This window comes from Chitinophaga sp. 01L420 (genome assembly GCF_056399985.1).
On record NZ_JBFTSK010000092.1, the window covers coordinates 1 to 11,238 of the forward strand.

Sequence of the window (11,238 nt, forward strand, 5' to 3'; positions counted from 1 at the left end):
CTGGGCAGGAAAGATGAGCAGGTGAAGATCCGTGGTTACCGGATAGAGCCTGGAGAAATTGAGCAGGTGTTGCAGCAGAGTGGTCTGGTGAGGCAGTCGGTAGTGCAGGCCCGTAGCGACAGTGCTGGTAACATGCGGTTGGTAGGTTACGTGGTGATGGAAAAAGATGTTGACAAAGCAGCGATGAACAGTTACCTGAAGCATCATCTGCCGGAATATATGATACCGGCGTTGTGGGTAGAGCTGAAGGAACTGCCACTTACTTCCAATGGGAAGGTAGATCGGAAAGCTTTGCCGGACGCCGATACGGCGTCTTTGATCAACAAACTTCATGTTGCTCCACGTACAGCGCTGGAACAACAGTTAGCAACGATCTGGGAAAAACTATTAGGCTTGAAAGGAGTCGGTGTAACGGATAGTTTTTTTGAAATAGGAGGACATTCCTTACTGGCTACACGCGTAGCATCAGCTATACGAAAAGAACTGGGGGTAGAGTGTTCCGTAAGAACATTTTTTCAGTTGACCACTATTGAAATGCTAGCACAGCACATAAAGATTCAGCAGGAAAATGCTTTAATAGCATCGCAGGATTATTTATCAATAAAATTATAGGAAAACCTGATTGTTTGGGATCCACAAATTGCTTTATATGACTGATTTGAATTTAAAAGGCACTATAAATTTACTGGAGAAAGCTAATGAATTAGGTATTAAAATAGTTTTCAGGGAAAATGAGCTGACGGTAAACATACCCAAGGAAAGCGGGATTGATTACTCGTTTCTGAACGAATTGAAAAATAACAAAGACCGGATTATAGCATATTTCAAAACGCATGGAATAGAAAAGGATGCTATACTGTCCTCCGCTGAAATAAGGCCTTTTGACAGGGATGAATTGTCGCTGATACCATTGTCATTTGGGCAGGAGCGTCTATGGATCACCGATCAATTGATGGGTAGTTTGGAGTATCATTCACCAGCCGCATTAAAGTTAAGAGGGGCACTGAACGTAGCCGGTATTGAATATGCCCTGCGAAATATCGTCAACCGTCATGAAGTGCTTAGAACGGTTATCCGGGAGGAAAATGGCCAGCCATACCAGAAAATATTAATGAAAGATCAGTGGCAGTTAAAAATCAGTGATGGGTCTTTTTACGTAGAAAATGATGTATTACTGCAATTGAAGATGGAGGAATTGGTGAAAGTACCTTTTAATCTATCTGAAGATCATCTCCTTCGGGCAGAATTAATAAAGCTGGAAGAAGAAGAACATGTACTACTGGTTGTAATGCATCATATTGCCTCTGATGCATGGTCCATGCCAATTATTATAAGAGAGTTGAATGAGTTGTATGCGGCTTATACAGAAAAGCGCCCCGCTGAATTAGCATCTTTGCCCGTACAATATGCCGACTATGCTTTATGGCAGCGGAAATATTTGCAGGGACCAGCCATGAATAACATGGTAGCGTATTGGGAGAAGCAATTAAAGGGCGCAACACCTTTGAATCTGCCAACGGATTATACACGTCCATCCACCCGGAGTTTTGTTGGTGGATCAGTGAACAGGAATATCTCTTCTGATATGAAGGAAAAGCTTCGCAGGTTTTCACATCAGGAGGGCGTGACATTGTATATGACCTTGCTGAGTACATTTAAAGTACTACTGTATCGTTATTCCGGACAGGAAGATATTTGTGTGGGCAGTTCTATTGCAGGAAGGCAACGACAGGAGATTGAATCCCTGGTTGGTTTTTTTGCCAATACTTTGGTACTCCGGAGTACTGTTTCTTCAAAGATTCCTTTCAGGCAGTACCTGCAACAGGTGAAACAGGTAACACTGGATGCTTTTGATCACCAGGAAGTGCCTTTTGAAAAGGTAGTAGACGTATTGGGAGTAGAGCGGTCCTTGCAGCGGAACCCCTTATTTGAAGTGATGTTTGTAATGGGAAATACTCCAGCGGCAGATGTGTTGGATTTTGGAAAGGGCAGGATAACGGAGCATAGTCTTGCTTTATTGACATCGAAGTTCGATATAACACTGAATATATCTGAGTTGCCAGATGGGCTAAAACTGAATTTAACTTACAGCAGCGATTTATTTGTGAAGGGAACCATGGAACGGATGCTTAGTCACTATGAGTGTCTTCTCTCCGGCATTACCCAGGGTAAAACTGCTGACATGCTACCGGATGAATGGCCGATGTTATCCGATGCGGAAACGCATTATTTGCTAACAGGGTTAAATGATGCCGGCGTAACCTATCCCCGGAACAAAACAATTGTTGATTTATTTGAGGAGCAGGTATCAAAATCACCTGATGCGGTGGCAGTGGAATGCGAGGGCAGATCTTTGACCTATCGGGAACTGCATGAGCACTCTAATCAGCTGGGGCACTACCTGCGAAAGAAGGGGGTGCGGGCCGATATGCTGATTCCTGTATGCATGGAACGTGGTCTGGAAATGATGGTCGGCATATGGGGAGTCATGAAGGCAGGAGGAGCTTATGTACCTGTTGATCCGGCATTTCCGGCAGAAAGGATCCGGTATATGCTGGAAGATACCGGTGCTACTATTATTATTTGTGACAAGGATATAAAGTCTACACTGCGGTCAGATAAAATTTATTGTGTCATCAATCCCGGTGTTGACCAGGAAGAGATCAATAAAGAACTGGTAACTGCTGTGCCCAACCACCTGCTGCCGGAGCATCTGATATATGTGATTTATACCTCCGGATCCACGGGGCAGCCCAAAGGAGTGATGATTCAGCATAATCATCTGATCGATTACCTGTATGGTCTTGAAGCAAAAACAGCTATAAAAGAGTGCAACAATTTTGCGCTGGTGTCTACTTTATCAACCGATTTGGGAAATACGGTTGTCTTTAGCTCACTGATATCGGGAGGAACATTACATATTTTCCCGAAAGCAGTGATCAATGACGCAGGCGAATTCTATGACTATTTTGAAGCGAGGTGTATAGACTGTTTGAAGATCGTGCCATCACACTGGAGTGCTTTGTCTGGTGAGCGTGGCGTACTGTTGCCGTCCCGGTTGCTCATATTCGGAGGAGAAGTTTTGCCGGTAAAATATATTGAAGAAATTATAAAGACGGGATCAGCTTGCGAAATTGTTAATCATTACGGCCCTACCGAAACAACTATCGGAAAGTTGCTGCATAAGGTCAGTAAAACCAGCAGGTACACCAGAGAGAATATTCCTATAGGCCGGCCATTTTCAAATACCCGGGTTTATATATTAACTAAAGAGAAAACATTATGTCCTACAGGTGTTCCGGGAGAATTATATATTGAAGGAGCCGGTGTGGCAAGAGGATATTTTAACAATACAGATCTGACGAACGAACGATTTGTAAAGAATCCTTTTTCTGATAGCAAATCCTTGATGTACAGAACTGGTGATATAGTGAAGTGTCTTCCTGATGGTAATATCGAATATTTGGGAAGAGCCGATAATCAGGTCAAGATAAATGGATACCGGATTGAGTTAGGAGAAATAGAAAATGTGTTGCGCCAGCATAATTCAGTAAAACAGGCAGTAGTTAATTTTGTAGAGGACGCCGGTGGCAACCGGCGATTGGTGGGATACGTGGTATCCGGAGGGGTTTTTAATAAGGAAGAGATCATCGCTTATTTAAAGCATTGGCTGCCGGAGTATATGGTGCCCTCTCTTTTTATAACATTGGATCAGCTTCCCCTGACACTGAACGGTAAATTAGATAGGAAAGCATTGCCATCTCCGGAATCTGAAGGGATGTTTTCCGGCTTTTATGGTATCCCTGGAAATGAAATAGAGATTGGTCTGGCAAAGATCTGGCAAGAATTGCTGGAAGTAGAAAGAATAGGTACACAGGATCAGTTTTTTGCACTCGGCGGAAACTCGTTGCTTGCTATCAGATTGGTGTCTGCAATTCGAAAGGAATTGTTATTGAATGTATCAATAGGAGATATTTTTGAATATCCTAAAATGGGAGACCTGGCAGCAAAAATTTCCGGAGGGTCACAGGTAGACGCCATTTTTCATATTGACCATCAGGAAAGACCTGCCTTTATTCCTTTGTCGTTTAGCCAGGAACGTTTGTGGTTCATTGATCAACTGGAAGGAAGTGTTCAATATCATGTGCCCACAATTCTACGTTTAAAAGGTAATCTTAATAAAGCAGCGTTAGGAGATGCATTACAATGTATCGTTAACAGACATGAAATATTGAGAACCGTTATAAGGCAGGAGAATGGAGCTGCTTATCAGCAGATACTTCCGGAAAACGGCTGGCAATTGGAGATAGAAGATGAATGGGAGAAGGACCGGGAAGTACATGTGTTAGAAGAAAGAATAGCACAGTTAATTCAACAACCATTTGATCTGTCCGGAGACCACAAGGTCAGGGCTCATCTGATAAGGGCAGCAGAAGATGAATATGTATTGGTATTTGTACTGCATCATATTGCATCTGATGGTTGGTCTGTTCCCATTATCGTCAGGGAGCTGATGGAATTTTATAATGCAAAATTAAATGCCCGGCAACCGCTATTGCCGGCATTGCCCATACAATATGCGGATTATGCCATCTGGCAGCGCAAATATTTGAATGAGGAAGTATTGTCTCAAAAGTTGCGTTACTGGCGCGAAAAATTAAACGGAATCATCCCATTGGATTTGCCTATATATGGCGAAAGGTCAGGAATGTTAAGCGACACCGGAGCACTCATTCAGTTCACCATTGATAAGAAACTAACGGATAGCATTAAGCAGCTCAGTTATGCTCAGGGGACTACGTTATTCATGACGTTGCTGGCCACATTGAAAGTGTTACTTTACAGATATAGCGGCCAAACCGATATATGTGTGGGAAGTCCTACTGCAGGACGGCAACTGAAGGAAGTAGAAGGCCTGATAGGCTTTTTTATTAATACGATTGTGTTGCGAAGTGACCTGCAAAACAATCCCGGATTTTCTACTTTATTGCAGCAGATAAAGCAAACGACCCTGGAGGCATATGAGCATCAGGAAGCTTCTTTCGAAAAAGTGGTAGAAGCAGTATCCCCCGTGAGAGACAGAGGACGTAGTCCACTGTTTGATGTAAAACTTGCGTTGAATAATATTTATCAAAACATAGAACTGAGTTTAGGTGAGGACATACATTTGATACAGGAAAGTCTTCCTGTTGTGAAAGCGCAACTGGACATTAGTTTCGATATGGCGGAGACTAAACTGGGTATTCAGGTAGGTATCACATACCGCAGTGATTTATATAGAAGGGATGCCATTGCAAGGATGGCGGAGCATTTTGTGCAGTTGTTATATGCCGTAACAGCTGATCCTATCTGCAGGATAGGAGCGTTGCCTATGCTGACTTCCGGGGAACAATTACAGGTGTTAACAGCGTTTAACCAGGCACCGGTATTTTATCCAAAGGAAAAGACATTGGTAGATTTACTGGAGATGCAGGCTACCAGTATACCTGAAGATATCGCGGTTGTTTTTGACTCCGCAGATTCATCAGCAGAGTTGACTTATAGCGCATTGAGCCAGCGAAGCAATCAATTAGCGCATTATTTAAGAGAGCTGGGTGTAAAGCCGGAAACGTTGGTGCCGATCTGCATTGAGCGGGGAGTGGATATGTTGGTAGGAATATGGGGCATCCTAAAAGCAGGGGGCGCTTATGTGCCTATCGATCCGGAGTACCCGGCAGAGCGTATCAGGTATATGTTGGAAGATACCGAAGCGAACATCGTATTAACCAGCACCTCCAGCAGGTCAATGTTGTTGACCGCTAAGGATTGTCGTGTAGTGGTACTGGACGAGACATGGTATCATATTGATCAGCATCCGGTAGATTCATTAGCCGTTTCGATCAGGCCAGATCAACTGGCTTATGTGATCTATACGTCCGGCTCCACAGGTAAGCCTAAAGGAGTAATGGTCGAGCATCGCAGTGTTGTAAATCTGGTATACAACCAGGTAGCGCCATTGTCATTGCGCCGGGGACTTCGGGTGTTTCAATTTGCGTCCTTTGGTTTTGATGCATCCTGTCATGAAATCTTTTGTACCCTGCTACATGGCGGCCGACTGGTGTTGTCTGCTAAAGAAACCATATTAGATCCAGTAGTTTTTGCAGCTATACTTAACAGACATAAGGTAGAACTGATCACGCTGCCACCAACTTATCAGGCACAGATAAGCCCTGATCTGATTCATTTGAAAACCATTGTTTCTGCAGGTGAGGCGCTCCAGGTTAATGCAGGCAGGATGTTGCTGCAGCGGGGCATTAAATTGATTAATGCTTATGGTCCAACAGAAAATACAGTATGTGCTGTTTTATCTGAAGCGCCATTGCTGGAAAATGGATTGGTCACTATAGGTAGGCCCATTGATAATGTTCAGATATATATTGTAAATGAAGATAACGGCTTGCAGCCGATTGGGGTGGTCGGTGAGATCTTTATCAGCGGGGATGGTCTTGCGCGTGGATACTGGCGCAGAGATATACTAACAGCAGAAAAGTTTATAGCAGATCCTTATAGTAAAATACCCGGCGCAAGGATGTATAAAACGGGCGACCTGGGTCGCTGGCTACCTGATGGGAATATCGAATATCTCGGAAGAAAAGATGAACAGGTGAAGATTCGTGGTTACCGTATTGAACCGGGTGAAATTGAGCACGTATTACAACAGAGTGGTCTGGTGAATCAGGGCGTGATACTGGCTCGTGCAGATAGCACAGGTAATATGAGGTTAATAGGCTACGTAGTGGCCACCACAAATTTTGATAAAGAAGTGGTAATAGCTTATCTGAAAGATCGCCTGCCGGAATATATGATACCGGCGCTGTGGGTCGCTTTAAAAGAACTGCCCTTATCACCCAGTGGGAAGATAGACAGAAAAGCGTTGCCTGACCCGGATGTGCCGGGAGAGTTGAAAGCGCAGTATGTGGCCCCACGCAACCAAATAGAGGTAACACTGGCAGCCATCTGGCAGGAATTGCTGGATATCGAACGGGTAGGGATATACGATAATTTCTTTGAGCTGGGTGGTCACTCTATACTGGTGATTAAAGCCATCTCACTGATCCGGAAAGCATTACAAACAGATATTGCCATCGGGGAAATATTTGATCACCCAACGATTGCCGCGCTGGCTGGTCAGTGGTCGGTAGCGCAGTTGAATAACAGTGTACCGCCAATACTTTGCGGCAACCGGCCAGTAAACATTCCATTGTCGTACAGCCAGGAACGTTTGTGGTTTATCCATCAGCTGGAGGGCAGCCTGCAGTATCATATTCCGACGGTGATACGGCTGAAAGGTAATCTGGATAAGGCTGCGCTGGCAGAGGCTTTTCGTATGATTGTAGACCGTCATGAAGTACTTCGTACGGTGATTGTGCAGGACGATGGACCTGCTTGTCAGCAGGTACTGGTTGCCGGCGGCTGGCAATTGGAAATGCTGGCGCCGGCCGCAGATATCGAGCTGCAGATCGCTTCACTGATTCGGACTCCTTTTGATTTATCCCACGATTATAACCTGCGTGGTTACCTGATCGGGGTGAAAGAACAGGAATACCTCCTGGTGCTGGTGATGCATCATATCGCATCAGATGGTTGGTCATTGCCAATCCTGGTGCGGGAGCTATCTGCATTGTACAATGTTGGTACATCCGCATCGCTGCCGGCCTTAACAATACAGTACGCAGACTATGCAATCTGGCAACGGGGTTATCTGCAAGGAGCAGTATTATCAGAAAAGCTGAATTACTGGCGGGAACATTTAAGAGATGTTGCTCCGCTCAATCTTCCAACAGATCATAGTCGCCCTTCTATTCAGAGCAGCCGTGGCGGATCGGTCTCTTTCCGACTGGATAAATTGCTGACAGACCGTTTGCGGCAATTGAGCTATGATGCCGGTACCACATTGTTTATGACATTGCTGGCAGGATTCAAAGTACTATTACACCGCTATAGCGGTCAGTCAGATATCTGTGTAGGAAGTGTAGTGGCTAACAGAGGTCAGCAGGAAATAGAAGGACTGATCGGATTTTTTGTGAATACACTGGCACTACGCAGTCACCTGGACGGCGACTCATCATTCAGGGAGTTGCTTCAACAGATACGGGAAACTACGCTGGCCGCCTATGCTTTCCAGGATGTTCCCTTTGAGCAAGTGGTAGGAGCAGTAGCAAAGGAACGAGATCTGAGCCGCAGTCCATTATTCCAGGTGATGTTCGAATTACAGCATGCCGGGCAGTCGGTAGGAGAAGGATCAATTTTATCAGGTATCTCCCTGTCGCCGGAAGCTACCACGCATAAAACATCGAAGTTTGATCTGACTTATGCTTTAACGGAGCAGGAAGAAGGTTTGCTGGTGCAGGTGGAATATTGTCTTGATTTGTACGAGGAAGCAACCATACAACGTATGGGAATGCATTACGAGCAGCTACTTGGCAGTATCGTAGCCGCACCAGACAATAAGATTGGAGAGCTGCGACTGTTGCCGGTTTGGGAAGAAGAACAATTACTCACGGCCTTCAATCATACGACAGCATTTTATCCTGAAAACAAGACGATGGTAGACCTGTGGGAAGAACAGGCGGCCCGAACACCGGATGCAGTAGCACTTGTATTTGGAGCACAACATATAAGCTATCGGGAATTGGAGGAACGAAGTAATCAACTGGGTCATTACCTGCGTAGTTATGGTATAAAAGAGGATAGCCTGGTGGGCATCTGCATCGAAAGATCCGTAGAGATGATCATTGGCATCCTCGGCATTTTGAAAGCAGGAGGAGCATATGTGCCGATTGATCCGGAGTACCCGCAGGATCGGATCAATTATATATTATCTGATACAGGAACGGAAGTAGTGGTGAGCAGTCGTGAAAGTAAGGGGGCATTACCCGCAGGCTTCCGTGGCAGGATAGTATCGGTAGATGAGGAATGGGAGCAGATCAGCCATGAAATGAACAGCCGGCCGGATACCAGTTTGAAGCCGGATCACCTGGCCTATGTAATTTATACTTCCGGATCAACAGGACATCCGAAAGGAGCCATGATAGAACATAGAAATGTGGTGAGGTTATTTGAAACAGATACCCCATTATTTCATTTTAAAGCCACGGATGTATGGACGATGTTCCACTCATTCTGTTTTGATTTTTCAGTTTGGGAAATGTATGGTGCCTTATTTTATGGCGGTCGCCTTGTGATTGTACCAAAGATAGTAGCACAGGATACTATGGCCTTTGGAGCGCTATTGGTGAAAGAAGGGGTGACAATACTCAACCAGACACCATCAGCATTTTATGTGCTGCAGGATTATATGATGGGGGAAACTGGCAGTATCGCGGTGAGATATGTGATATTCGGAGGAGAGGCACTTGACTTTTCTAAACTGTCCGGTTGGAAAGGGAAATATCCGGATAGCCGGATGATCAATATGTACGGTATTACGGAAACAACAGTACACGTCACCTATCAGGAAATAACAGCAGCGCAGGTTGGAAAGAGTAGCAGCATTATTGGCAAGGCGATACCAACGTTGAGTATGTATATACTGGACGGTAATCAGTCGTTGTCACCGGTGGGAATACCAGGGGAAATTTATGTGGGAGGAGCGGGGTTAGCCCGGGGCTATCTTAATCGGGAGGAGTTGACAGCAGAGCGGTTTGTTACTAATCCTTTTAGTGCGGAGCGGGGTGCACGGATGTATAAAACCGGCGATCTGGGTCGCTGGCTGCCAGATGGGAGCATTGAGTACCTGGGCCGAAAGGATAACCAGGTGAAGATCCGTGGTTACCGGATTGAGCTGGGTGAGATTGAACTGGTGTTACAACAGAGTGGTTTGGTGAGCCAGGCAGTAGTACTGGCCCGCAGTGATAGTGGAGGCAACATGCGGTTAGTTAGTTATGTGGCAGTACAAGGTGTTTTTAATAAGGAGGCAGTCATCGTTTACCTGAAGGATCGCCTGCCGGAATATATGGTACCGGGTCTATGGGTGGAATTGGAGAAATTGCCTTTAACTTCTAACGGCAAAATAGACCGGAAAAGATTACCTGATCCGGACATGTCAGGACAGCTGAAGGAACAGTATGCCGCACCACGTAACCCGATGGAAGCATCGCTGGCAGACATCTGGCAGGATTTACTGGGAGTACAACGGGTAGGGATATACGATAATTTTTTTGAGCTTGGAGGTGATTCCATCATTTCAATACAGATGGTGAGTCGCGCCCGCCGTGCGGGATACACGTTGCGTCCCCGGGATCTGTTTATTCAACAAACGATAGCTGGCTTGGGTAGTGTGTTGCAGGAACAGCCTGGAGAAGATGGCCATGCCGAACAGGGATCACTTTCGGGTGAAAGCGGTTTGCTACCTATCCAGCAGTGGTGGCTGGAACAGGAACAGCCATCCATATCACATTTTAACCAAAGCATTTTATTGGGGCTGTCTAAAGAGATCAGCAGGGAAACGTTGGAATCGGCAGTGCAGCAGTTGCTGCGGCAACATGATGCGCTTCGCTTTCGCTATCATCCTGGTGTCGGAGGATGGACGCAGACATACGGGGCTGCCGGAAGTGGATTGTTACAGGAAGACTTGTCAGACATTAACCCGGAAGAACTTCCGGGAATCATTGATGCACGGTCTGACAATTACCAGGAAAGCCTGGATATTTTGAAAGGTGACCTTGTCCGGGTAGTGCTGTTTGAAACACCCGCCAGCGAGCCGCAACACCGGTTGCTCATAGTGGTGCATCATCTGGCGGTGGATGGTGTGTCGTGGCGGATATTGGTGGAGGACTTGTCGTTGTTGCTGGAAGGTATCCAGTCCGGGCAGGAGATGATGCAGGGAAGTAAAGGTTATTCGTACCGGCAATGGCAGGAAACTTTAGTACAGTACGGACAGCGCCCCTACACCAGTAAACAACTGCATTACTGGGAGGAAATTATAAAACAATACCGTCCCTTGCCAGTAGACCGGAGACATGAAAAGCCAGTGAGTCTCCGGGATAGAAACAATTATGTAGTGCGGCTGGGAACTGCAGCCACACAAAAATTATTACAGGAAATTCCACGTGTATATCATACAGAAATCAATGATCTGTTGCTGGCAGCATTGGCATGGACATTATGTGAGTGGAGCGGGCAGCAACAGGTGGTGATAGGCTTGGAAGGACATGGCCGCGAAGATGCCGTAATAGGGATGGACAGCAGTCGCACAGT

General features: G+C 45.7%; 2 protein-coding genes. Both read left to right on the forward strand.

The genetic code is table 11. The features are described 5' to 3' along the window. On the forward strand, positions 1-612 hold a 612-nt coding region (locus tag AC1DP6_RS35785), incomplete at its 5' end, for a phosphopantetheine-binding protein (protein ID WP_477059188.1). Positions 613-649: 37 nt separating this feature from the next. Continuing rightward, positions 650-11,238: non-ribosomal peptide synthetase (locus tag AC1DP6_RS35790; protein WP_477059189.1), on the forward strand; the 10,589-nt coding region annotated here is incomplete at its 3' end.